We start from the raw sequence: 20,717 nt of genomic DNA, 5'->3' as shown, positions 1-20,717 counted from the left end.
CAAGGCGCATGGCGAAGCGGCCGGGCCACTCCCGGGCCAAGCCATGCAACGCCGTAGCTGTGGCTTTTGGGCCAAACCTTTTGCCCGCCGGGCAAAAGGCCGGGCCTATGCGCGCGGCTGGGCGGCGTTGCTCGTCGATCATGTGCCTTCAGCACATTTCACTCCTCGCTCCTTGCCAGTCGCGCGCATAGGACTCCGGCGCGACCGCGGATGGATAGCTCAAAGGCCCCTGCGCCATGGGCGGCAGAGTCTAGCAGTTCGCTGCCGCCTGTCCGGCTACGAAATCGGCGGTTTTCAGACACGAAAAAGCCGGCCCGAAGGCCGGCTTGATGCAATCTCCCGCGAACGGGTTATTAGAACGACTTGGCGACGGTGCCCACCGCAGTGGCGCCACACAGATTGTCGCCGCCGAAGCACTCGTCGTAGCTCAGGTCGGTATCGACGTAGGCAACGGACCAATCGAGACCGAACATGGACGTGCCCAGCGAAATCGACCAGTCGGCGTAATCGGGCGTGCCAAACGCTTCGTTGTCGTCGATGGTCTGGTAGCCGGCATGGATGCCGAGGGCCAGCGCGTCGGTCAGCGGAACGTCGACCGTGCCGTTGTAGTAGAAGGCATCGCCGGACTCGCCGAAGAAGTCGTCGCTGTAGGACACGCTCAAACCGGCAGACAGCGTTTCACCGCTGTAGCTGATGCCCGGCGTGAACTCCCAGTAATCGATTTCGGGCTGATTGCCGGCGGTACTCGCACCGGGATAGTAGAAGTACAGGGTATTGAAGTCGAAGGACACGGTATCGGTGATGTCGAACCCGTACCCGGCGTAGAAATCGAGTTCCGCCTGGGCACCGCCGTCGCCGTCAATCGGGTTCGAGTTGAAACCATCCACATTCGACGCCCAGGTGCCGACATAGAGGCCGGAGTCCCAGGCGTAGTCGAACCCGCCCTGGAGGGCGAAATCGCGGTCGGTCTGCGAAATGCCGCGGAAACGATAGTCGGTGGTGAACGCGATGTTCGCGCTGGCTTCTGCCGCGATGGCGCCTACGCTGGCCATGGTCATGACAGCTGCCGTCGAGGCGATTAGAAGTTGCTTCTTCATCTTTGGTATTGCTCCCTTTGCAAAAATTCTCGTCTTGAGAAAACCCCAACCCGGGCCACGGCCGTAAGCGGGACAGCGGCGTTAATGCATCAGGCGTGCCAAAGCTGATGGAAGCAGCGTTTCACGGGAGGATTCGACACCAGACCAACGGCGTCGACGCGGCGATTGCCCGCCGCTGAACGGATCGGCGCCAGCCAACCGATAACGGACGTACCGCTTTGTTCTAAAAGCTCAAATCGAGGCGGTACGGTCGAGCTGACGAAAGCCGATTGCCTCGGCAACGTGGGCCGGTGCAATACGATCGGCCCCGGCGAGATCTGCGATGGTGCGCGCCACGCGCAAAATACGGTGATAAGCCCGTGCCGAGAGGCCGAGACGCGCTATCGCCTGCTCCAAAAGTGTGCGCGCCCCTTTTTCGAGCGGACAGTGGTCGTCAATCTCCGCCGGGCGCAGCGCCGCATTACTGGTGTGGCCCCGACGCATGGCCTCGGCGCGGGCCGCGACGGCACGGGTACGCACGGCAGCGCTCGATTCAGCCGGCTGTTCGCCTGCACCACCCATGAGCACGTCGCGCGACACGGCTGCCACATTGAGATGCATGTCGATGCGATCCAGCAGCGGGCCCGAGATACGGCCGCGATAGCGATCGATCCGCTCGGGCGTGCAGTGGCAACGCCCGGAGGCATCGCCGAAATAGCCGCAGGGGCAGGGATTCATTGCCGCAATCAGCTGGAAGGCGGCCGGAAATTCCGCCTGCCGTGCCGCCCGGGAGATGACGATATGACCCGACTCGAGCGGCTCGCGCAGCACTTCGAGCACGCGCCGGTCGAACTCGGGCAGCTCGTCCAGAAACAGGACGCCGTTGTGGGCCAGCGTGATCTCGCCGGGACGCGGGGTCGATCCGCCACCGACCAGCGCCACCCCGGACGCCGTGTGATGCGGGGCACGAAACGGGCGCCGCCCCCAGTCCTCGGGCTTGAAGCCGCCCGCCGAGATAGACGCGACGGCGGCGACCTGCATCGCCTGCTCGCTGGTCATTTCCGGCAACAGGCCGGGCAACCGCGACGCCAGCATGGTCTTGCCGGCACCCGGCGGGCCGATCAGCAACAGCGAATGCCCTCCGGCGGCCGCAATTTCGAGCGCCCGCTTGGCCTGGTGCTGGCCGCGAACATCGGCCAGATCCGCCTGCGGCTGATTGGATGGGCCAACCGCCGGCACCGGCGTTTTCCACAGCGTTTCGTCACCCGCCAGACTTGTGGTGACGTCGGACAGATGGGTGGCCGCATGCGCCGCGTCGGCGCTCGCCAGCGCGGCCTCCGGGCCGTTGGCCTCGGGCACGACCAGACGACGCCCGGCATTCGTCGCGGCCAGCGCGGCCGGCAGCGCACCCCGCACACGGCGCAAGGCGCCTGATAGCGACAGTTCGCCCAGAAACTCGTATTGCGCGAGCCCCTCCCCCGGTATCTGACCGGACGCGGCCAGAATGCCGAGCGCGATCGCGAGATCGAAGCGACCGCCCTCCTTTGGCAGATCAGCCGGCGCGAGATTGACCGTGATCCGGCGCGTTGGGAACTGGTAACCGCTGTTGACGATGGCCGCGCGAACGCGATCCTTGCTTTCCTTGACCTCGGTTTCGGGCAGCCCGACGATCGCCAGCGCCGGCAGGCCACCCGCCAGGTCGACCTCGACCGCGACCGCCGGCGCATCCAGTCCGGTCTGGGCACGGCTGAATACCGTTGCCAGGGCCATGCCGGTCTAGGTGTTGCGTTCGGCCTCGAGCGCCGCGACCTGGCGCTCCAGCGTGTCGAGTTTGCTGCGCGTGTTCGCGAGCATCTCGCGCGCCGCATCGAATTCCTCCCGCGGTACGAGATCCAGCTTTGCCAGCTGACTTTGCAGTATCGCCCGGAAATTGGCGTGTAACTCGTCGCGCAGCGGCCCGACCTGCGGCGGCAACGCCTGGGACAGTCGGGCGGCAATGTCTTCTATGGAACGCATGGGTGGTGTCGTCAACCTCGATGACTCAGGGCCACAGCATGACGGTTGCGTGGCGATCAGGCAAAAGCCGGCCGCACCAATTTAGTGCAGCGCCATTTTCGCGCATTTCGCTGCCTGCCTCATTACCCGCCGAATTCCTGTAACTACATGATTTTCATGTATTGGCACGGTGAATGCTTAGACCCGAGCGCAATCTCTCGCTTGCACGTCCCGACTGCTTGAATGCGAGGCAACGGGGTGCTGATAACGCATGACAGGAGCAAGTCATATGAAACTAATCGCAGCCGTAATCAAGCCGTTCAAGCTCGATGAGGTCCGCGAGGCGCTGTCCGAGGTCGGGGTGCAGGGCATCACCGTCACGGAGGTCAAGGGCTTCGGACGTCAGAAAGGCCATACGGAACTCTACCGCGGCGCCGAGTACGTGGTCGATTTCCTGCCCAAGGTGAAGATCGAGGTGGCGATCGAGGAACCCGAACTCGAGGCCGCCGTGGAGGCGATCTCCAAGGCAGCCCATACCGGCAAGATCGGCGACGGCAAGATCTTCGTCACCGAACTGGAACAGGCCATCCGTATCCGCACGGGCGAGACCGGCAAGGACGCGCTGTAAGCCGCGCCTTCGCAACGCCTTAACTCGAGGGAAATCCTAAGTCATGGAAAACAATATCTTCGAATTGCAGTACGCAATCGATACCTTCTACTTTCTGATTTGCGGGGCACTGGTCATGTGGATGGCCGCCGGCTTCTCCATGCTGGAGGGCGGCCTCGTTCGTGCCAAGAACACGACCGAGATCCTGACCAAGAACATCGCGCTCTATTCGATCTCCTGCATAATGTACATGGTCTGCGGCTACATGATCATGTATGACGGCGGGCTGTTCCTGAACGGCATCGCCGGTGGCGACACGCTGGTTCAGGACGCGCTGGCCGCCTCCGCGGAAAGCGGTTTCGACGGCGGTTCGGTCTATGCCGACGCGTCGGACTTCTTCTTCCAGGTGGTGTTCGTGGCGACCGCCATGTCGGTGGTCTCGGGTGCCGTGGCCGAACGCATGAAGCTGTGGGCGTTTCTGGCGTTCGCGGTCGTCATGACCGGCTTCATCTACCCGATGGAAGGCTCCTGGACCTGGAACGGCGACAGCGTGTTCGGCCTGTTCGTGCTCGGCGACCTCGGCTTCTCCGACTTCGCCGGCTCGGGCATCGTGCATATGGCCGGCGCCTCGGCTGCTCTGGCCGGTGTGCTTCTGCTCGGCCCGCGTAAAGGCAAGTTCCGCGCGGACGGCAGTGTGGGCGCCATTCCGGGTGCCAACCTGCCGCTGGCCGCGCTCGGTACGCTGATCCTCTGGATGGGCTGGTTCGGCTTCAACGGCGGCTCCGTGCTCAAGCTCGGCGATATCGCCAGCGCCAACTCGGTGGCCATGGTGTTCCTCAACACCAACACCGCCGCAGCCGGCGGCCTGGTCGCGGCCCTGCTGCTGGCCCGCGTGATGTTCGGCAAGGGTGACCTCACCATGGCGCTCAACGGCGCGCTGGCCGGCCTGGTGGTGATCACCGCCGAGCCGTCCACGCCGACACCGCTCGTGGCCACCCTGTTCGGTGCCGCCGGTGGCGTACTGGTCGTGTTCTCGATCGTGTTCTTCGACAAGATCAAGATCGACGACCCGGTCGGTGCCATCTCGGTCCACGGTGTCTGTGGTCTGCTCGGCCTGATGGTCGTGCCGCTCACCAACAGCGACGTCACCTTCTCGGGCCAGGCGATCGGCGCACTCACGATCTTCGTCTGGGTGTTCGTGACCAGCCTCATCGTCTGGGGCATCCTCAAGGCCGTGTTCGGCATCCGGGTATCGGAAGAAGAGGAAGTCGAGGGCGTGGACCTCGGCGAGTGCGGCATGGAAGCCTATCCGGAGTTCACCTCCGGCGGCAGCCGCCGCTCCGGCGCCTGATACCGACAACGGTATTCGCCGCTACCAGAGGCCCCGGCAACGGGGCCTCTTTTTTTGTGCATGCCCGCTAGAAAAACGGCGCCGCGACAGTAATCGACCTTCTCCCAGGCCGACCCGGCGTCACCCTTTCGCTATACTCCGCGCGTTTTCCCATCCAACCGAAAACGACATGCTGTCGATACGTATGCTGCCCTAGCTGGCTTTAACCGGCCTTTTCTTGACCGCCGCGCCGGCCAGCGCCGCCCCCGCTGTCGACGGTGCGGACACGGCCTGGGTCATGACCACGACTGCGCTCGTGCTGTTCATGACGTTACCCGGCCTGGCCCTGTTCTATGGCGGTCTCGTGCGGGTACGCAACGTGCTGTCGGTACTCATGCAGTGCTTTGCCATCTGTGCGCTGGCATCCCTGTTGTGGGTGGTCTGCGGCTACAGTCTCACCTTCTCGGAAGGCAACGCCTTCATCGGCGGGCTCGACAAGCTGTTCTTTGCCGGCGTCACCGTGGACAGCGTCAGCGGCACGATCCCGGAGCCGGTATTCGCGCTGTTCCAGATGACCTTTGCCGTGATCACCCCGGCGCTGATCATCGGCGGCTTCGCCGAGCGGTTCCGCTTCGCCACCCTGCTGGTGTTCACCGCCGCCTGGCTGCTGTTGGTCTATGTGCCGGTCACCCATTGGGTCTGGGGCGGCGGCTGGCTCGGCGAACTGGGCCTGCTCGACTTCGCCGGCGGCACCGTCGTACACGTCACCGCCGGCGTGGCAGCGCTGGTGGCCGCGATCGTCGTCGGCCCGCGCCACGGTTTCCAGAAGACGGCCATGGCGCCGCATAACCTCACCATGACGGTCTCCGGCGCCGGCATGCTCTGGGTCGGCTGGTTCGGGTTCAACGGCGGCAGTGCGCTGGCTGCCAATGGCCAGGCCGGCATGGCCATGCTCGTCACCCATCTGTCGGCTGCGGCGGGCTGCCTGACCTGGATGGCCGCCGAGTGGATCCGCTTTGGCAAGCCCAGCGTGCTGGGCATCGTTACCGGCATGGTCGCCGGCCTGGGCACGATCACGCCGGCCTCGGGCTTCGTCGGCCCCGGCGGCGCGATCGTGATCGGCTTTCTCGCCGGCGCGATCTGCTTCACCGCTACCCTCTGGGTCGAGCGCGTGCTGCGTATCGACGATTCGCTGGACGTGTTTCCGGTTCACGGCGTGGGCGGGATTCTCGGCACCCTCGCGGTCGGCGTGTTCGCATCCACGGATATCGGCCCGTTCTCCGGCCAGGGTTTCGCCGACGGCATCGACAGCATCCTCGGCCAGCTGGGTGTTCAGGCGCTGGGCGTGATCGTTGTCTTCATCTACACCGGCGTGCTCACCTGGGCGATCCTCAAGATGCTGGAAGCCACGATGGATCTGCGAGTCGGCGTCGAGGATGAACAGGTCGGTCTTGATATTCTCGAGCACGAGGAGCGCGGCTACGATCTCTAAGCCAACGGCGCCACGCCGGACCACCCGGATCAGCTGTTAGACTCGCTGCTATCAAGAACGAGGAGTTCATCGCAATGAAAATGGTTACCGCAGTCATCAAGCCGTTCCGTCTGGACGACGTGCGCGAGGCATTGGCCGAGGTCGGCGTGCACGGCACGACGATGACCGAGGTCAAGGGTTTCGGCCGCCAGAAGGGCCACACCGAGCTCTATCGCGGCGCCGAATACGCGGTGGACTTCCTGCCCAAGGTCAAGCTCGAGGTCGCGGTAGCCGACGACCGGGTCGAAGCCGTGGTCGAGGCGATCATCGAGGCGGCCAAGACCGGACAGATCGGCGACGGCAAGATCTTCGTGCATACCCTCGAGCAGGTGGTGCGCATCCGTACCGGCGAAACCGACCGCGACGCCATCTAGCCCATGGGCACCGGGAGCGCGACCGCAGCCCGGGCGGCGCGCTTCGAAGCCGTGGCGCTGGCAATCGGCGCCATCGGCCCGGTCGATTTCGCCCTCGCCGCGGGCACCTGCCTGGGCCTTGCTGCGCCTTCCGGGGCCGGCAAGACGCGACTGCTCCGGGCGATGGCCGATCTGGACGCCCACGAGGGCGTCTGCCGGCTCGATGGCCGCCCGGCCGCCGATTTCGCGGCGCCGGCGTGGCGGCGCCGGGTGATGCTTCTGCCCGCCGAGTCCGCCTGGTGGGCCGACACGCCGCGTCCGCATCTTCAGCCACACGGGCTCGACGCCTATCTGGCGGCGCTCGACCTCGATGCCTGCGTGCTGGACCGACCCATCGAGCGCCTGTCCTCCGGGCAGCGCCAGCGGCTGGCGTTGATCCGTGTACTCAGCCATGCACCTGATGTCCTGCTGCTCGACGAACCCACCGCCAATCTCGACGGCGCCAATATCGAACGGGTGGAGCGGCTGATCCGCGCCTATCGACAGGACCGCGGCGCCTGCTGTGTCTGGGTGGGTCATGACAGCGCGCAGCTCGCACGCGTGGCCGACGAACATCGTGTGCTCGACGCCCGGGGCCAGCTGGCACACCGCCCATGCAACTGATCTCACTATCGTTTTTCGATCTCGCCCTGGCCGCGCTCGCGGTCCTGGCCCTGGCGGCGACCACGTTCGCCATGCGCCTGGGCATCGCCCGCACGCTGTTGATCGCGGCCCTGCGTACGACCGCGCAGCTGGCGCTCGTGGGCCTGGTGCTCGAGGCGGTGTTCGCCCAGCGCCAGCTGGTCTGGATCGCGCTCATGGCGCTGGTCATGCTGCTGCTCGCAGGGCGCGAGGCAGCCGCACGCCAGAAACGCCCCTTCATCGGCGGTTACGGCTTCGCCGCCGGCACGGCTTCGATGTTTCTGTCGTCGTTCGTGACGGCCGTGGCCACGCTGGTGATCGTGATTCGCGTGGAGCCGTGGTACACGCCGCAATACGCGATCCCGCTGCTCGGCATGCTGCTCGGCAACACCATGACCGGCATCGCACTGGCGATGGACCGGCTCACGCAGGAAGTCTGGCGCGGCGCCGCCGTGATCGAAACCCGGCTCGCGCTGGGCGCGTCGGCCACCGAGGCCGTGGCCGAAATGCGCCGCGACGCTATGCGCGCCGGCATGATCCCCATGCTCAACGCCATGGCGGCCGCCGGCATCATCAGCCTGCCCGGCATGATGACCGGCCAGATGCTGGCCGGCAGCCCCCCGTGGGAGGCGGTCAAATATCAGATCCTGATCATGTTCCTGATCGCCACCGGGACCGGTTTCGGCACCCTGCTGGCGGTTTCTGTGGGCGCGCGGCGGCTGTTCGACGACCGCCACCGGCTGCGTCTGGACCGACTGCGCCCGATCTAGCGCGCGTCAGGCCTGGGGGCTGAGAAGGCGGCCGATATATTCCTTGAAACGCTGCCAGGCCCCGCGTTCTTGCCAGGCCTGCAGCGTGACCTGCTCGCAGCGCGCGCGATCGGTGTCGAAATCGGCGCCGAGCGCGGCGATCGTCGGCTCATGGATGATCGAAATCGCGATCTCGTCGTCCTTGCCCATCGACCGGTGATTGAAGTTGGCCGAACCGGTGACCACCACTGCGTCGTCGACCAGCACGATCTTGGCGTGCAGCATGGTGGGCTGATAGCGATAGAGCTTCACGCCCGCCTCGAGCAACGGCCCGTAGGCGTCCTCACCGGCGATGCGCGCCACCCGCGAGTCGGTATGCGGGCCGGGCATGAGCACTTCGATCTCCACCCCGCGTCGGGCCGCATCGCACAGCATCTCGACCGTGGCGGTATCGGGCACGAAGTAACCGGTGGTGATGCGCAGCCGCTTCTGCGCGAGCTTGATCACGAGCCGGAACAGGGTCGCGATATCGCTGTAGTTCACCGCGGCCGACGTGCGCAGCACCTGGATGAGCGCGCCGTCGCGGTCGGCGTCGGGCAGCGGCTCGGCCATCGTCCAGCGGTCCTCGAAACCGCGGCGCCCTGCTTCCACCCAGTTCGACAGAAACGCGCCGCGCAGGCCGTCGATCGCCGGCCCGGTAAGCCGAAAATGCGTCTCGCGCCACTCGTCGGGGTTGCGGGCGTCACCGTCCCATTCGGCGGCGATGCCCACGCCGCCGGTAAAGCCGACGCGATTGTCGACGACCAGGATCTTGCGATGGGTCCGGTTGTCGACCTGCCAGAAGCGCCAGCGCTTGACCGGCCGGAACCAGGCGACTTCCGCACCGGCTGTTTCCATGTCCCGGAGTACCGAGTCCGGCATGCTGTGGGCGCCGAAACTGTCGAGCAGGATCCGCACCCGGACACCAGCCCTCGCCCGCTCGGCGAGAATATGGCCGAAGCGCTCGGCGACATCGCCCTGCCAATAGATAAAGGTGAGGAAATCGATGGACTCCTCGGCCGCCTCGATGGCGTCGATCATCGCCGGGAAGATACGCGCCCCGTTGACCAGGCGCTCGACGCGGTTGCCGGCGGTGAACGGGATGCCGAGCGTGCCCTCCATCGCACGGCGGTACGCATTCAGCTCCGGCGGCGCGCCGGCAGTATTGGGTTCAGTCATGGACGGTTTGAGAAAGATTTTTCTCGCAGCCTACACCAGAGCTGTAGCGGCCCGAAGACCAGAAACAACAGACAAACCATCAGCAACGCCTGACCGGGCGGGTGCTGGATCAGCCGCCACAGGAAGCGATCGTGTAACCGCGTGGCAAGGCGGCGGCCACGGCCGAGCACCGGCTCGAGCAGCACGTCGACCGCGAAGAACAGCTGCCAGCTCTGAGTCAGCGCGACCCCGGCGATACGCCAGGCCACGCGCAGCCCGGCACGCAGGCCGCAATCGCGCCACAGTTGGCGCAGCAGCCTGAAATACGGCGTGAGGGCGAGCCGCCCGGTATCGCGCTGCCGAGCATACACGCCGGGCGCGCGGGCAAAAAACGCGTCCAGCTCGACGATATGCATCGCCATAATCAAGGCCATGAGTAGATAGCGTGCACGCTCGCCTTCCCGTTCGAACCGGCGCGCCGAGGTCGCCAGCCGGTGCGGGCAAAGGCGCCAGGCGCCGGCGCGCTCGATCGCCGCGGCCATGCGCTGATCCTCCAGAAACGGCAGCCGGGTATCGAACCCGCCGAGTTCCGCGAAGAACGCGGCCGGCAGCACGAGCCCCTGATCGCCATTGATCGTATAGCGACGCCCGGTCGCGCTCTTGGCTTCCAGATGGCGATAGAAGCGACGGCGCCCAGCGGTCGTGCGCACGAAGCGCAGCGCGAAGTGCCCCGCGACCCGTGCGGTGCCGGAATCCCTCAGGTGGGCGACGGCGTCGGCGAGCTGGTTTGGATGGGTCAGACGGCTGTCAGCGTGCAGGAAACACAGCCAGTCACCGCGCGCGGCCGCGGCGCCGGCGTTCATCTGGGCGCCCCGCCCGGCGGCGCTATGGACGATCTCGGCGCCATGGCGACGCGCGACCGCGGGCGTGTCGTCATCCGAGCCGCCGTCGGCGATGATGACCTGCAGGGCTACGGCCTGCTGTGCCTGTAGATCGGCCAGCAACGCGGCCAGCGCACCGGCCTCGTCGATCGCCGGAACGACGACGCTGATCGATACGGGCTGCGTGATCAGCCGGCTTCCTGTGCCTCGCGCGCCGACGCCGGGGCTTCGAAGCCCGGCAACCGGTCACGCAGCCACGCCGGGATGCGGCGTTCCAGCCAGTAGACCGGCTCGCCATAGCGCCCTGCGCCCACGAAACCCACATGGCCGCCATGACGCGAGACTTCGAGCCGCACCGCGGCGGACAAGGCGTCCGCCGCGGGAATGATGTCCGGCGCCATGAAGGGGTCGTCCTCCGCGTGGATGATCAGCGTGGGCGTGCGGATATGCTTGATGAACGGGCCGCTGCTCGAGCGCTCGTAGTAGTCCTCGGCATCGCGGAAGCCGTTCAGCGGCGCGGTGAGCGCGTTGTCGAAGGACGGAAAATCGCGCAGCTTGCGAAAGTCCGGCAGCGGCTCGGGCGCGTCGATAACGTTGAACTTGTTTTCGTAGGCCTCGCGCAGCCCGTTAATGAGATGGGCCTGATAGATACGCGACAAACCCTGCTGGATGGCTTCCGCGCAGCGCTTGAGGTCGTAGGGCACCGAGACGGCCGTGGCGCAGGCCAGCGGCGACTCGCGCCCTCGCTCACCCAGATACTTGAGCAGCACGTTGCCGCCCAGCGAGTAACCGACCGCGGCGAGCGCGGCGCGCGGATAACGCGCGCGGACATGCGCGGCCACGGTGGCGAAATCCTCGGTTTCGCCGGAGTGATAGCTGCGCGGCAGGCGATTGGGTTCGGCGGCGCCGCGAAAATGCATGAGCACGCCGCGCGCGCCGTGCGCGTCGGCCTGGCGCAGCAGCCCGCGTGCGTACTTGGACTCGAGCGACCCGTTGAGCCCATGCAACACGATGACCACCGGCGCTTCTTCATCGAGGCCGCGCTCCGGCAGCCAGGACAGATCCAGGAAATCGCCGTCGTCGAGCTCCAGGCGCTCGCGCTCGACGTCCAGCGGCGGCGAGGGCCGCAGCTTGGAAGCGAATACGGTCTGCGCATGGGCATTTCGCAGCCAGAACGCGGGTTCGAAATCACTACGAGTCAGCATGACGGAAGTCTAGCCGGCAACCATTCAGAACAGATGACCAATTGTGTGCATGATACACCAGACACGCGGCGTCATTTCTCGATGATCGGCGCAAGATAGCCGTTGCCGAGTTGGCGCATCTGGCGCAGGATCCAGGCCGACTGGCCCTGCACATAAGGGCCCGGCGAGGCAGCGCTGTACTTCACCGGGTTGGGCAACACCGCCGCCAGGCGCGCACACTGGCCGGCGCTGAGCTGGCTGGCCGAGACGCCGAACAGCCGATCCGCGGCCGCGCCCACGCCGAACACCCGGTCGTCGAACTGGGCGATGTTCAGATACACCTCGATGATGCGGCGCTTGGGCCAGAGCACCTCGATCCAGACCGTCAGATAGGCTTCTATGCCTTTTCGGACATAGCTCTTGGCCGGCCACAGAAACAGGTTTTTCGCAGTCTGCTGGCTGATCGTGCTCGCACCACGGATGGTGCCGCCTTCGGCGTTGTCCACCAGCGCGTCGCCGATCGCCTTCCAGACGAAACCGTGATGTTCGGGAAAGGTCTGGTCTTCTGCAGAGACCGCCGCCAGCGGCATGCACGCGGCGATCGAATCCAGATCGGCCCAGCGATAGAAGATCGTCGGGCCATCGCTGCTCTGCTCGGCCTGGAAATGGGTTCGGACCATATAGGCAGAGACTGGCGGGTTGACCCACCGCATGAGCAGAATGAGCACTGCCGGCGCGAGCAGTATCACGCCGGCAGCGATCAGCACATAGCGAAAGGGTCGTCTAAGAAGAAATCTCAATAGTTGCCGTTGGCACCGCTACCGTAGTCGCTGCTACCGCCTCCCTGACTGCTCTGGTCGTAGCCGCCGCTCTGGGCGTTGCCGCCACTGTTCTGGTTGTAGTTCTGATTGTAGCTGCCGTCGTTGGCGCTGCCCTGATTGTAGCTGCCACCGGCGTTGCCGTTGTTGTCGGCCGCGTCGTAGTTGCCCTGACGCACTTCGATACCGCTGCCGCTGCTTTCATACGGTACCGCCTGGCCGCGGCTGGTGTCGTTGCTCTGCGACCCGCCGGCATTACCGCTGCTGCCCTGTTCCATGCGAGTGCCTTCGGTGGCCGCGGCGCGATCGAAGTCGCTCGAGGCCGGCATGTAGCGATCCAGCGTATAGATGAACTTCTGACCGGCCTGGGGCATCTTCGATTCGTCGCCATCACGCAGGATGGTATAGGCGTCGATGCCGGCCTTGTCGTAGAACAGCCAGTTGGCTTCACGGTCGATGCTGATCTTGCCGCCTTCCAGCGATACGCCGGCAAACAGGCCGCGGGCACGGGAATAGGAATAGACCTCGGCATCGAAACCGAGATTGGTGGACGCACCCGCGCTACGGCCGACCGGGCCGGCAGCGACAGCGGCGTCCGCGCCCAAGTTGATCTGGCCGCTGGCGATCTTGTCGATGCTGCGCTGGGTCTTGAACACGAGGATGATATCCGACGACGAGGCGCCGATCTGCCAGCCGATGGAGCCGCCGGTCAGCGAGATGAAGGTCGGGTTCGACCAGCTGCCGTCGCGAGTCCGCACCGAAAGCACGCCCTTGCCATGACGGCCGCCGACCACGAAGCCGGCCTTGAACACGCTCGGGATCACGGCGATGCCGTAGGCTTTGCCCAGCAGCGCCGGCGGGATCGCGTTCTCGGGAATATCGACGAACTGGCGCACCACGGTGGTGGCGTCATCGAGCTTCTGCTGCTGCTCGTTCTCGGCGAATGCGCTGGTGCTGGCCAGCAGTGCCACGGCCATAAGTAGCGCCGTCATCCATTGTTTCATCAGTGATTCCCCTGCCTGGAGATTTGGGCCGACGAGTGCCGGCGTGAATCGGTGTTACTGCGCGATCAGACCGCCGCGACAACCGCAGGTTCACACGTGTTGCGCGACGCCTGTCAGCCCGGCCCCTCCATCAGGCGTTTCTGCGCGGCGAGCTCTTCCTCGCCGTCGGCTCGATTCGCCCGCTCGTAGCGCCCGTCGCTGCCGAGAAGCCAGGCCTGGCTGTTGTCGGACAGATAGAGCGCCAGCTCGCGCCGGACCCGATCATATAACGGTGCCGCGGTCACGGGAAAGCAGGTCTCCACCCGCCGGAAGAAATTGCGATCCATCCAGTCCGCGCTCGAAAGATACACCTCAGGATCGTTGTCGTTGGCGAAATGGAACACGCGCGTGTGCTCCAGAAAACGCCCCACAACCGAGCGCACGCGGATGTTGTCGGACACCCCTTCGACGCCCGGTCGCAGACAACAGATACCGCGCACGACCAGATCGATCGGCACGCCGTCCTGCGATGCGGCGTAGAGGGCCTTGATCACCTGCGGTTCGACCAGCGAGTTCATCTTCGCGATGATCCCGGCAGGCCGGCCCGCCCGCGCGTTCTCGGCTTCGCGGGCAATCTTGGCAAGAATGGCCGAATGCAGCCTGAACGGCGCATCCAGCAGACGGGCCAGCCCCGATACCTTGCCCAGGCTGGTCAGCTGGAGAAACATCTCGTGCACGTCATTGCCGAGATTCTCCTCGCATGAGAACAGCCCGTAGTCGGTATACAGCCGGGCGGTCTTGGGGTGGTAGTTGCCGGTGCCCAGATGCACGTAGTTGTGCAGACCGTCGGCCTCGCGGCGCACGATCAGCGTCATCTTGGCGTGCGTCTTGTAGCCCACGACCCCGTAGACCACGTGCGCGCCGGCGGCCTGCAGGCGGTTGGCCAGCTCAATGTTGTCGGCCTCGTCGAAACGCGCGCGCAGCTCGACCACCACGGTGACTTCCTTGCCGGCACGCGCGGCCTCGACGAGCGCATCCACCACCGCCGAATTCGGCCCGGTGCGATAGAGCGTCTGCTTGATCGCCAGCACGCTGTTGTCGGCAGCCGCCCGGCGTACGAAGTCGATCACCGGCAGGAACGAGTCGAACGGATGATGCAGCAGCACGTCCGAGGCCCGGATCTCGGCGAACAGATCGCCACTGGGGCCGAGCTCGCTGGGCAGGTTCGGCGAGAAGGCTGGGTACTTGAGGTCGGGGCGGTCGACCGTGTCCAGCAGCGACATCAGCCGGTTCACGTTCACGGGGCCATCGACCTGGAACAGATCCTCGCGCGAGAGCAGGAACCGGTCGAGCAGGTACTTGCATAGCGACTCGGGGCAATTGTGCGCGACCTCGAGCCGGACACAGTCGCCGTAGCGGCGCGACGGCAGCTCGCCCTCGACGGCACGCAGCAGATCGTCGACTTCTTCCTCGTCGACGAACAGGTCCGAATTGCGCGTCACGCGGAACTGGTAGCAACCGCGGGTGCGCATGCTGGGGAACAGATCGCCGACATGCTGATGGATGATCGACGACAGGAACACGAAATCGTGCGGGCCGCTGCCGGTCTCCTCGGCGGGCAGCTGGATCACACGCGGCAGCGCACGCGGCGCCTGAACCACGGCATAGTCGATCTTGCGGCCGAAGGCATCCGTGCCGTCGAGCGAGACGATGAAATTCAGCGACTTGTTGAGAATACGCGGGAACGGATGCGCCGGGTCCAGCCCCAGCGGGCTGATGACCGGCAGCAGTTCCTCCTCGAAGTACTGCGCCAGCCAGGCACGCTGTTCGGGCTTCCATTCGGCGCGTCGAAGAAAGCGGATACCCTCGTTCTGCAGCGCCGGTATCACTTCGTCGTTGAGCGTGCTGTACTGCTTTTCGACCAGCGCATGGGCGCGCGAACTGATCGCACGCAGCACCTCGCTCGGGGTACGGTTGTCGGCCTCGGTGGGTGCATTGACGAGTTCGGCCTTCTGCTTGAGGCCGGCCACACGCACCTCGAAGAATTCATCGAGGTTGGTCGACGAAATACACAGGAACTTCAGCCGTTCGAGCAGCGGCACCCTGGTATCGCGGGCCTGTTCGAGCACCCGATCGTTGAATTCGAGCAGGGACAGCTCCCGATTGATGAAAAGATCGGGCGCATCAAGCGGACGTTCACCGGAGTCGTTCAAGATCGCACTCATGCAGGATTATCAGGGGAGCCCGTCACGCGGACGGCGGAAAATGGGCTCTACGGATAGCAACAGTAGATGACAATTCCATGACGAACCGCACGCTGCAACTCGATGCCTATCAGGTCGATGCCTTTACCGACCGGGCCTTTTCCGGCAACCCGGCCTCGGTGGTGATGCTCGACGCCTGGCTGGACGATGCCACGCTCGCCGCGATCGCCGCCGAGCACAATCTGGCCGAGACCGCCTTTATCGTGCCGGGCACGGAGATCCACGAGCTGCGCTGGTTCACGCCGGCCTGTGAGGTCGACCTGTGCGGCCACGCCACGCTGGCCAGCGCCCATGTGCTGCTGCATTGCCGCGACGGCTTTTCCGCGCCGCTGCGCTTTGCGACCCGTTATGCCGGCGAACTCGGCGTCGACGAGATCGACGGCATGCTCTGGCTGGATTTCCCCGCCCGCGTCGCGACGCGTCTGGCCCAGGCACCCGCCGCGGTGGAAAAGGCGCTGGGCGCGCGCAGCAGCGAATGGCATACCAGTGTGAATCACCTCGCGGTGTTCGACGATGCCGCGACCGTCGCTGCGCTCGAGCCCGACATGCGTGCGCTGGCCGCCTGCAACCGCGAGGACAACAGCGGCGTCATCGCCACCGCGCCCGCCGACGACGGCGTGCACGATTTCGTGTCGCGGTATTTCGCGCCCGCACACGGCGTCGACGAAGACCCGGTCACCGGTTCGGCCCATTGCACGCTGGCGCCGTACTGGGGCGAGCGCTTGGGCAAGAGCGCGCTGGCGGGCCGCCAGATTTCGCAGCGCGGCGGCACGGTGCTCTGCCGGCTCGACGGCGAACGCGTACACCTGGGGGGCCGGGCCGTACGCTATGCCGAGAGCCGTATCTTTCTCGAACAGGATTTCTGATGACGCAGTTCGCACTCGCCGCCGGCAGTCTCTACGGGCTGATCGGCGTATTGCTCGGCGCATTCGGCGCCCATGCCCTGGCTTCGAAGCTGAACGCCGACATGCAGGCGATCTGGCATACCGCGGTGCAATACCAGTTCTATCACGCATTCGCCCTGCTCGCCGTCGGTCTGCTCGCCCGCCAGGGCCTCGCCGGCGCGAGTCTGGCCACGGCGACAGTCTGCTTCGCCCTCGGCACGCTGATCTTTTCCGGCAGCCTCTATGTGCTCGCGCTGTCGGGGGTGCGCTGGCTGGGCGCGATCACGCCTTTCGGTGGCGTGCTCCTGATCGTCGCATGGATCGCCCTGCTGCTGGCCGTGGTACGCGGCTAGCGCATCACGCTTCGGCCAGGGCCTCGAGCGTTTTCAGGGCCTTGTCCACATGGCGGGCCGCGGCCATCTGTGCTTGATAGCGCAGGCGCACGACGCCCTCGCGGTCGATGACAAACGTCACGCGATTGCCCAGCACGCCGAGCGCACGCCCCACGCCAAAAGCTTTCGACAGCGCACCGTTGTGGTCGGAGACAAGCGCGAAATCGAGCCCGTGGTTTTCGGCAAAGGCGCGATGGCTGGCGTCATCGTCGGCGCTGATGCCGATGACGTCGGCGTCGAGATCGTTGAATGCTTCCAGATGATCGCGAAAGCTGCAGGCCTGGCGCGTACAGACCGGCGTTTCGTCGCGCGGATAGAAATAGATGACCAGCGGCCGGCGGCCAACCGACGCCGCGGTATCGACGCGCCGGCCGTCGTGGGCGTCGCGTACGAAGGTCGGCGCGCGATCGCCGGTATCGGGGGCATGGGCCACGTTATTCCTCCTTGTCGTTGTTGACTGAACCGCGCTGAAAACCGCGGCGCGATTAACCGAACAGCGCTTTCCAGAGCACCACGGTCACGATGAACGCGCCCGCCAGGCCCAGGCTCACGCCGACCGCGCCGCCCCAGCGGGACTGTTTCGTTTCGCCCGCGGTGACCTGCTCCAGCCATTTGCGCAGCACGCGCTCGTTGCGGCGGTTGGCCTTCCAGAACATGTCGAACAGGTCACCGGCCACCGGCACCAGGCCGACCAGAAAATCGAGCCCGGCGTTGGCGCCCATGCGCATCCAGACGCGGCGCGGCGCACCCAGACGCAAGGCCTCGATCACCAGCATGCTCGACAGACCGGCACCGACCAGATCCCCGGCGAAAGGCACAAGCCCCGCCACACCGTCGATACCCACGCGCTTGTTGAGCACCGGGATCCGGAAGGCATCGTCCAGCCACCACGCGATACGGTCGATCCGCGCCAGGCTGGCACGGCGCTTGGCTAACAGGGCGGGCGAGACGTCGTCGCTCATTTATGGATAATGCGGCCTCGATATTTGTCGCCCATTGTATGCCGATTCTTTCGATGATCACGGCCCGGGGCCGTTTCGCGGGCCGAGGAATGAAATGAAGAAACTGCTAGTCCTGCTGCTCGTCGCGCTCGTGGCCTTTGTCGGCTACGCCCTGTTCTGGCCGAGCGCGTTCATGCCCCAACCCTGGACGCCACCACCGGCTCAGACCGGCGCTGCGCCGGTGAAGAGCGCACCGCTGGACGATGCCCGCCGGCTGGCCGCCGATATCGCGACCGGCCCGGAAGACGTGGCCATCGACGATCAGGGCCGGCTCTATGCCGGCTACGACGACGGCACCATACGTCGCTTCGACGCCAACGGCGGTGACGGCGAGGTGTTCGCGACCACCAACGGGCGACCGCTGGGGCTCGCGTTCACCCGTGGCCCTGTCGAGCCGCCGGGCAATGCGGCACAGAACGGTGCGCGCCCCGCGGGCGATGGCGCTGCGGCCACGCCGGGCCAGCGCGCGCCGACGGACGAGCAGACGCTCATCGTCGCCGATGCCCAGAAGGGCCTGCTCGCGATCAATGCCCAGGGCGATATCACCATGCTCGCCAGCGGTGCCGGCGCCACGCCGTTCGCCTTCACGGACGATGTGGATGTCGCCAGCGACGGCAGCATCTATTTCACGGATGCGTCCAGCAAATACGGCCAGCACGACTACCGCGCCGACATCCTCGAACACGGCGGCCACGGCCGGCTGATGAAGTACGATCCGGCGACCGGCGACGTGACCGTGCTTCTGGGCGGTCTGCAGTTCGCCAACGGCGTGGCGGTCAGCCGCGACGACGCCTATGTGCTGGTCACCGAAACCGGCAGCTATCGGGTGCTGCGCTACTGGCTGACCGGCGACAATGCCGGCCAGAGCGACGTGTTCATCGACGCCCTGCCGGGTTTTCCCGACGGCATTTCCTACAGCGACGACAGCGACACCTTTTGGGTCGCGCTGTTCGCGCCGCGCAACGAGATGCTGGATTTCGCCGCCGACAAACCCTGGCTGCGGCGCATCATCTTTCATCTGCCCGAGGCCCTGCAGCCGGCACCGGCCCACGTCGGCCGTCTGCTCGGGCTTGATAGCGACGGCAATGTGGTGACCGACCTCCAGGACACGAACCCGAGCGCGTTCGCGCCGATCACCAGCGTCGAACAGTCCGGCGGGCGGCTCTATCTAGGCAGCCTGACCGCGAATGCCTTCGCCTGGATTCCCGCGCCGCAACGAGACCGCCCGCAGCCGTGAGTGCGCACGATCTGGAACAGGCCCTGTGCGCGCTGCGCGACGCCCGCGCCGCGCTCGCGGAACGCAAATCGCCGACCTTCGACGCACGGCTGGCAAGCCTGCGTCAGTGGCAGTCGCAGCGGATCGCCGCCTGGCATCGGCCGATCGCCCAGCGCCACGACGGCGACGCGCTGTTGCGGTTTCTGACCCGCACGTTCTATCTGGAGGCCGACTGGTCGGAGCTCACCGAGCAGCCGGACAAGGTGGCCGGGCGCATCGGGCGCATCATCAACGACGACCGGCCGCTGGTCATCGCGGTACGGCTGCAACACGCCGCCGATGAGCTCGACGCCGATCTCGCGGATGCGCTGATCGCGCGCTCGGGCGAAGGGCCGATCACGTCCGCGGCTTATGTGCGCGCGTTCCAGGCGGTAGGCCGGATCGACGTCCGGGAACAGCAGATCGCCTGGCTCGGCGAACTGGTCGACCTGCTCGGCGGCTACGCCGAGAATCGCGCCGCATACTGGGCCTTCAAGCTTGCCGGTTCGCCGGCCAAGGCATTCGGCATGGGCCGGACTTACGCACTACTCGCCGACGGCTTTGCCGCGATGCGCGAAACGCGGGACCTGGAAGCCGCTACCCGCGAAGCCGTGGCGGCGCAGCACCGGCTGCTCGACCGGCTCGTTGGACGCCCGGTGCGGGCTCGGCCCTGATTGCGCACGCCGCGACGTTGCCGCATTCTCGACGCGTTTTCACACCCAGGGGGCTTTCATGACCATCACCATTTCCGACGCCAGCCTCGTTCCCATCGTCTCGCTGGCTGCCGGCGTCGCCATTCTGCTGGTGCCGCGCCTGCTCAACTACATCGTGGCCGGCTATCTGATCCTCATCGGCGTGCTGGGGCTGGTGAACTTCTAGCCCGCAGGCCGCCTGCTAGAGCATGCCGACCTGAAGCTTGGCGGCATCGCTCATCATTTCCATGGTCCACGGCGGATCGAAGACCAGTTCGACGCGCACCTGGTCGATGGTGGGCACCATCTTCACCTTGTTGCGCACGTCGTCCACGAGGATGTCGCCCATGCCGCAGCCGGGCGCGGTCAGCGTCATGTCGATATCGACCACGCGCGCCGCCGGGTCGCTGTGGTCGAAGTCGCACTGATAGACCAGACCGAGATCAACGAGGTTGATCGGGATTTCCGGGTCGAACACGGTACGCATCTGTTCCCAGACCATGGCCTCGACGTCGTCGTTGCCGGCGCCTTCGGGCAAGCGCAGCGGCTCCGGCGGCTCCTGGCCGATGGCGTCGGCGTTCTCGCCGGCGATACGGATGAGGTTGCCGGCGATATATACCGTGAACGAGCCGCCCAGCGCCTGAGTGATGTTGCCGTGCGTCCCGACCGGGATCTCGACCGTATCCCCGGCCGGAATCAGCACTGCCTCGCAGTCACGCTGGAAGGTGACGGGTTCATTGGATGGCATCTGCATGGCGCGATACCCGTGTTGAAGAATGACCGCCATTCTACCAAGCGCCCGCCGGGCTGTCCGAGCCGCGGCCGCGTGGCTCTCTGTTAGGAT

General features: G+C 65.8%; 23 protein-coding genes. 11 read left to right on the top strand and 12 right to left on the bottom strand.

The window, feature by feature from the left end; genetic code table 11:
• Positions 1–353: 353 nt before the first annotated feature.
• The 3 genes from J7355_RS00225 to J7355_RS00215 form a co-directional block, all read right to left on the bottom strand.
• On the bottom strand, positions 354–1,097 hold the full coding sequence (locus J7355_RS00225) for a TorF family putative porin (protein WP_209058779.1): 744 nt from the start codon (positions 1,095–1,097) through the stop codon (positions 354–356).
• A gap of 231 nt (positions 1,098–1,328) precedes the next feature.
• Positions 1,329–2,846: a YifB family Mg chelatase-like AAA ATPase gene (locus J7355_RS00220; protein WP_209058777.1), complete on the bottom strand. Its 1,518-nt coding sequence runs from the start codon at positions 2,844–2,846 to the stop codon at positions 1,329–1,331.
• A gap of 6 nt (positions 2,847–2,852) precedes the next feature.
• The gene (locus J7355_RS00215) at positions 2,853–3,092 is read right to left on the bottom strand and encodes an accessory factor UbiK family protein (RefSeq protein WP_209058775.1); all 240 of its coding nucleotides are present in this window, start codon (positions 3,090–3,092) and stop codon (positions 2,853–2,855) included.
• Between the two features lie 268 nt (positions 3,093–3,360).
• On the opposite strand from J7355_RS00215, the gene glnK reads away from it, so the two are divergent.
• The 6 genes from glnK (at position 3,361) to fetB (ending at position 8,343) form a co-directional block, all read left to right on the top strand.
• Positions 3,361–3,699, top strand: a complete 339-nt coding sequence (gene glnK / locus J7355_RS00210; protein ID WP_209058774.1) for a P-II family nitrogen regulator — start codon at positions 3,361–3,363, stop codon at positions 3,697–3,699.
• 43 nt (positions 3,700–3,742) lie between these two features.
• Positions 3,743–5,029 (top strand): ammonium transporter, encoded by a 1,287-nt coding sequence (locus J7355_RS00205; RefSeq protein WP_209058773.1) that lies wholly within the window; start codon positions 3,743–3,745, stop codon positions 5,027–5,029.
• A 217-nt stretch (positions 5,030–5,246) separates the two neighbouring features.
• Entirely contained in the window at positions 5,247–6,500 is a 1,254-nt protein-coding gene (locus tag J7355_RS00200; RefSeq protein WP_280637535.1) for an ammonium transporter, read from the top strand.
• Between the two features lie 74 nt (positions 6,501–6,574).
• On the top strand, positions 6,575–6,913 hold the full coding sequence (locus tag J7355_RS00195) for a P-II family nitrogen regulator (protein ID WP_209058770.1): 339 nt from the start codon (positions 6,575–6,577) through the stop codon (positions 6,911–6,913).
• A gap of 3 nt (positions 6,914–6,916) precedes the next feature.
• Positions 6,917–7,555: an ATP-binding cassette domain-containing protein gene (locus J7355_RS00190; protein WP_209058768.1), complete on the top strand. Its 639-nt coding sequence runs from the start codon at positions 6,917–6,919 to the stop codon at positions 7,553–7,555.
• Complete coding sequence (fetB, locus tag J7355_RS00185; protein WP_209058766.1) at positions 7,546–8,343, top strand: iron export ABC transporter permease subunit FetB; 798 nt, start codon at positions 7,546–7,548, stop codon at positions 8,341–8,343. Before J7355_RS00190 ends, fetB begins: the two co-directional genes overlap by 10 nt.
• Positions 8,344–8,349: 6 nt before the next feature.
• Here fetB and J7355_RS00180 read toward each other — a convergent pair whose 3' ends face one another.
• The 6 genes from J7355_RS00180 to ppk1 all read right to left on the bottom strand — a co-directional run bounded on the left by J7355_RS00180 (position 8,350) and on the right by ppk1 (position 15,610).
• Entirely contained in the window at positions 8,350–9,540 is a 1,191-nt protein-coding gene (locus J7355_RS00180; protein ID WP_209058764.1) for a phospholipase D-like domain-containing protein, read from the bottom strand.
• Positions 9,537–10,571, bottom strand: a complete 1,035-nt coding sequence (locus J7355_RS00175) for a TIGR04283 family arsenosugar biosynthesis glycosyltransferase (protein ID WP_348522987.1) — start codon at positions 10,569–10,571, stop codon at positions 9,537–9,539. The genes J7355_RS00180 and J7355_RS00175 overlap by 4 nt, the downstream gene beginning before the upstream one ends.
• 17 nt (positions 10,572–10,588) lie before the next feature.
• A complete protein-coding gene (locus J7355_RS00170; protein WP_209058763.1) occupies positions 10,589–11,605 on the bottom strand; it encodes a hydrolase in 1,017 nt (338 codons plus the stop codon).
• A gap of 71 nt (positions 11,606–11,676) precedes the next feature.
• Entirely contained in the window at positions 11,677–12,351 is a 675-nt protein-coding gene (mtgA, locus tag J7355_RS00165) for a monofunctional biosynthetic peptidoglycan transglycosylase (RefSeq protein WP_348522976.1), read from the bottom strand.
• A 29-nt stretch (positions 12,352–12,380) separates the two neighbouring features.
• Entirely contained in the window at positions 12,381–13,406 is a 1,026-nt protein-coding gene (locus tag J7355_RS00160) for a lipid-binding SYLF domain-containing protein (RefSeq protein WP_209058759.1), read from the bottom strand.
• A gap of 113 nt (positions 13,407–13,519) precedes the next feature.
• The gene (ppk1, locus tag J7355_RS00155; RefSeq protein ID WP_209058757.1) at positions 13,520–15,610 is read right to left on the bottom strand and encodes a polyphosphate kinase 1; all 2,091 of its coding nucleotides are present in this window, start codon (positions 15,608–15,610) and stop codon (positions 13,520–13,522) included.
• A 77-nt stretch (positions 15,611–15,687) separates the two neighbouring features.
• On the opposite strand from ppk1, the gene J7355_RS00150 reads away from it, so the two are divergent.
• A complete protein-coding gene (locus J7355_RS00150; protein WP_209058755.1) occupies positions 15,688–16,515 on the top strand; it encodes a PhzF family phenazine biosynthesis protein in 828 nt (275 codons plus the stop codon).
• A complete protein-coding gene (locus J7355_RS00145) occupies positions 16,515–16,886 on the top strand; it encodes a DUF423 domain-containing protein (RefSeq protein ID WP_209058752.1) in 372 nt (123 codons plus the stop codon). The genes J7355_RS00150 and J7355_RS00145 overlap by 1 nt, the downstream gene beginning before the upstream one ends.
• 4 nt (positions 16,887–16,890) lie before the next feature.
• Here the strand turns inward: J7355_RS00145 and J7355_RS00140 are convergent, their stop codons facing one another.
• Positions 16,891–17,358 carry a peroxiredoxin gene (locus J7355_RS00140; RefSeq protein WP_209058748.1) on the bottom strand — a complete coding sequence of 156 codons (468 nt, stop codon included), beginning with the start codon at positions 17,356–17,358 and terminating at the stop codon, positions 16,891–16,893.
• A 52-nt stretch (positions 17,359–17,410) separates the two neighbouring features.
• Positions 17,411–17,887, bottom strand: coding sequence for a DUF4112 domain-containing protein (locus tag J7355_RS00135; protein ID WP_209058745.1), 477 nt, complete (start codon positions 17,885–17,887; stop codon positions 17,411–17,413).
• A gap of 94 nt (positions 17,888–17,981) precedes the next feature.
• On the opposite strand from J7355_RS00135, the gene J7355_RS00130 reads away from it, so the two are divergent.
• Genes J7355_RS00130 through J7355_RS00120 form a run of 3 tightly spaced genes read left to right on the top strand, consistent with a single transcriptional unit; the run spans position 17,982 to position 20,060 of the window.
• Positions 17,982–19,163 carry an SMP-30/gluconolactonase/LRE family protein gene (locus tag J7355_RS00130; RefSeq protein WP_209058743.1) on the top strand — a complete coding sequence of 394 codons (1,182 nt, stop codon included), beginning with the start codon at positions 17,982–17,984 and terminating at the stop codon, positions 19,161–19,163.
• Positions 19,160–19,855 carry a hypothetical protein gene (locus tag J7355_RS00125; protein WP_209058740.1) on the top strand — a complete coding sequence of 232 codons (696 nt, stop codon included), beginning with the start codon at positions 19,160–19,162 and terminating at the stop codon, positions 19,853–19,855. Before J7355_RS00130 ends, J7355_RS00125 begins: the two co-directional genes overlap by 4 nt.
• A gap of 58 nt (positions 19,856–19,913) precedes the next feature.
• A complete protein-coding gene (locus tag J7355_RS00120) occupies positions 19,914–20,060 on the top strand; it encodes a DUF3096 domain-containing protein (RefSeq protein WP_209058736.1) in 147 nt (48 codons plus the stop codon).
• Between the two features lie 15 nt (positions 20,061–20,075).
• Here J7355_RS00120 and sufT read toward each other — a convergent pair whose 3' ends face one another.
• Positions 20,076–20,627 (bottom strand): putative Fe-S cluster assembly protein SufT, encoded by a 552-nt coding sequence (gene sufT, locus J7355_RS00115; RefSeq protein ID WP_209058733.1) that lies wholly within the window; start codon positions 20,625–20,627, stop codon positions 20,076–20,078.
• Positions 20,628–20,717 lie beyond the last annotated feature (90 nt).

This window comes from Endozoicomonas sp. G2_2, from assembly GCF_017744135.1.
Taxonomy (GTDB): Bacteria; Pseudomonadota; Gammaproteobacteria; order Nevskiales; family Salinisphaeraceae; genus Salinisphaera.
Note: the sequence above shows the minus strand (reverse complement) of the source record. Positions and strands in the feature narration are given on the sequence as shown.

Excerpts from the sequence above, each read along its gene's own strand:
- J7355_RS00150 (WP_209058755.1), top strand. The coding sequence starts at position 15,688 with ATGACGAACCGCACGCTGCAACTCGATGCCTATCAGGTCGATGCCTTT.
- J7355_RS00215 (WP_209058775.1), bottom strand. The coding sequence starts at position 3,092 with ATGCGTTCCATAGAAGACATTGCCGCCCGACTGTCCCAGGCGTTGCCG.
- fetB (WP_209058766.1), top strand. The coding sequence starts at position 7,546 with ATGCAACTGATCTCACTATCGTTTTTCGATCTCGCCCTGGCCGCGCTC.
- J7355_RS00135 (WP_209058745.1), bottom strand. The coding sequence starts at position 17,887 with ATGAGCGACGACGTCTCGCCCGCCCTGTTAGCCAAGCGCCGTGCCAGC.
- J7355_RS00170 (WP_209058763.1), bottom strand. The coding sequence starts at position 11,605 with ATGCTGACTCGTAGTGATTTCGAACCCGCGTTCTGGCTGCGAAATGCC.
- J7355_RS00145 (WP_209058752.1), top strand. The coding sequence starts at position 16,515 with ATGACGCAGTTCGCACTCGCCGCCGGCAGTCTCTACGGGCTGATCGGC.
- J7355_RS00220 (WP_209058777.1), bottom strand. The coding sequence starts at position 2,846 with ATGGCCCTGGCAACGGTATTCAGCCGTGCCCAGACCGGACTGGATGCG.
- J7355_RS00195 (WP_209058770.1), top strand. The coding sequence starts at position 6,575 with ATGAAAATGGTTACCGCAGTCATCAAGCCGTTCCGTCTGGACGACGTG.
- J7355_RS00180 (WP_209058764.1), bottom strand. The coding sequence starts at position 9,540 with ATGACTGAACCCAATACTGCCGGCGCGCCGCCGGAGCTGAATGCGTAC.
- J7355_RS00190 (WP_209058768.1), top strand. The coding sequence starts at position 6,917 with ATGGGCACCGGGAGCGCGACCGCAGCCCGGGCGGCGCGCTTCGAAGCC.
- J7355_RS00225 (WP_209058779.1), bottom strand. The coding sequence starts at position 1,097 with ATGAAGAAGCAACTTCTAATCGCCTCGACGGCAGCTGTCATGACCATG.
- glnK (WP_209058774.1), top strand. The coding sequence starts at position 3,361 with ATGAAACTAATCGCAGCCGTAATCAAGCCGTTCAAGCTCGATGAGGTC.
- J7355_RS00205 (WP_209058773.1), top strand. The coding sequence starts at position 3,743 with ATGGAAAACAATATCTTCGAATTGCAGTACGCAATCGATACCTTCTAC.
- ppk1 (WP_209058757.1), bottom strand. The coding sequence starts at position 15,610 with ATGAGTGCGATCTTGAACGACTCCGGTGAACGTCCGCTTGATGCGCCC.
- J7355_RS00120 (WP_209058736.1), top strand. The coding sequence starts at position 19,914 with ATGACCATCACCATTTCCGACGCCAGCCTCGTTCCCATCGTCTCGCTG.
- J7355_RS00160 (WP_209058759.1), bottom strand. The coding sequence starts at position 13,406 with ATGAAACAATGGATGACGGCGCTACTTATGGCCGTGGCACTGCTGGCC.
- sufT (WP_209058733.1), bottom strand. The coding sequence starts at position 20,627 with ATGCAGATGCCATCCAATGAACCCGTCACCTTCCAGCGTGACTGCGAG.
- J7355_RS00130 (WP_209058743.1), top strand. The coding sequence starts at position 17,982 with ATGAAGAAACTGCTAGTCCTGCTGCTCGTCGCGCTCGTGGCCTTTGTC.